This window comes from Dietzia aerolata, from assembly GCF_014144865.1.
Taxonomy (GTDB): Bacteria; Actinomycetota; Actinomycetes; order Mycobacteriales; family Mycobacteriaceae; genus Dietzia; species Dietzia aerolata.
The window spans coordinates 1-1,207 of sequence record NZ_JAALDM010000206.1; the positions used below are offsets into that span (position 1 = coordinate 1).

Below are 1,207 nucleotides of genomic sequence, written 5' to 3' on the forward strand. Positions count from 1 at the left end.
CGGCCCGGCCGGCACGCCGGGGGCGCCGTCCACGCCGACCGTGGCGTCGGTCGCCGAGACGGTCCGGTCGATGGTCCGCAACGGCGACGATCTGGACCGCGTGATCGCCGCGCTGGGAGATCTGCGCAAATTCCTGCGGTGACGGCCCGCCCAACCGCCGGTCGGCCCCCTCGCGGGCGCCGTCCGATCGCGCGGGCGGTGTCCGTACTCGCCGCGCTCATCGCCGTCGCCGGGATCGCCCTGCACCATTCCCGCTCCGACGATCCACGGATCCTGGTCCTGGCCACGTTCGCGTTCGCTGCGTGGCTGCTGAGCCTGGTCGCGCTACTCGCGGCGCTGCGCGCCCGCTCCGTCGTGCTGTCCGTGGTGGCGTTGGTGCTGGTCGGCGCGGGTGTTTTCCAGTACGGCCCGCTGGTGGGACCGTCCGGAATTTTCGACGACGACGACAACGCCCACCCCGCTGTTCCCCTGCGGGTGATGGTGCAGAACCTCGAGTTCGGCCGCGCTGCTCCGCACGACGTCGTGCGCGCGGTTCGCGGTGACGAGGTGGACCTGCTGATGACCGTGGAGGCCACCCCCGAGTCGGCGGACGCACTGCGCACCGCCGGACTCACGGAGCTGCTGCCGCACGAGGCCACGGCAACAGCACCCGGAACCGAGGGGGTGGCGGTGTTCTCGCGCTACCCCCTGTCACCGGCCGACCGGATCCCGGGGTTCAGCCTCGGCGTGCTCCGAACCGAGATGGCCGGACCGTCCGGACCGGTCACGGTGGTGGCTGTCCACCCGGTGGCGCCGGTGTTCGACGGGCCCCGCTCGGTCGAGGAGGCCGACCGTCTTCGCTCCTATCTCGGCGGGCTCCCCGGCCCCGCGCCGGTGGTGGTCGGCGGCGACTTCAACGCCACCTGGGACCACGTCCGGTTCCGGAAGCTGCGTGAGCTCGGCTACTCCGATTCGGTGTCGGCGGGCGGGGACGGCTGGGTGCCCACGTGGCCGGCCGACCGGAGCTTTCCGCCGGTCCTGGGCATCGACCACATTCTGGCCCGCGGCGCTGTCGCTGTGGGCCGGACCAACACCGTTGAGGTGGGCCGGACAGACCATCTCGGGGTTTTGGCGACGGTACAGCTGCCAGACGGGCGGTAGCATTCCCACCATGAGTTCACGTTCGCGGATGACACGGTCGCGTCTTGTCGCCCCCGGCGCGGTCGCG

The 1,207-nt window shown here is 72.2% G+C and carries 1 protein-coding gene; it reads left to right on the forward strand.

Annotation, left to right across the window (positions count from 1 at the left end; genetic code table 11):
- Positions 1 to 198: 198 nt before the first annotated feature.
- Positions 199 to 1,140, forward strand: a complete 942-nt coding sequence (locus G6016_RS12000; RefSeq protein WP_182632877.1) for an endonuclease/exonuclease/phosphatase family protein — start codon at positions 199 to 201, stop codon at positions 1,138 to 1,140.
- The last annotated feature ends 67 nt before the right edge of the window (positions 1,141 to 1,207 follow it).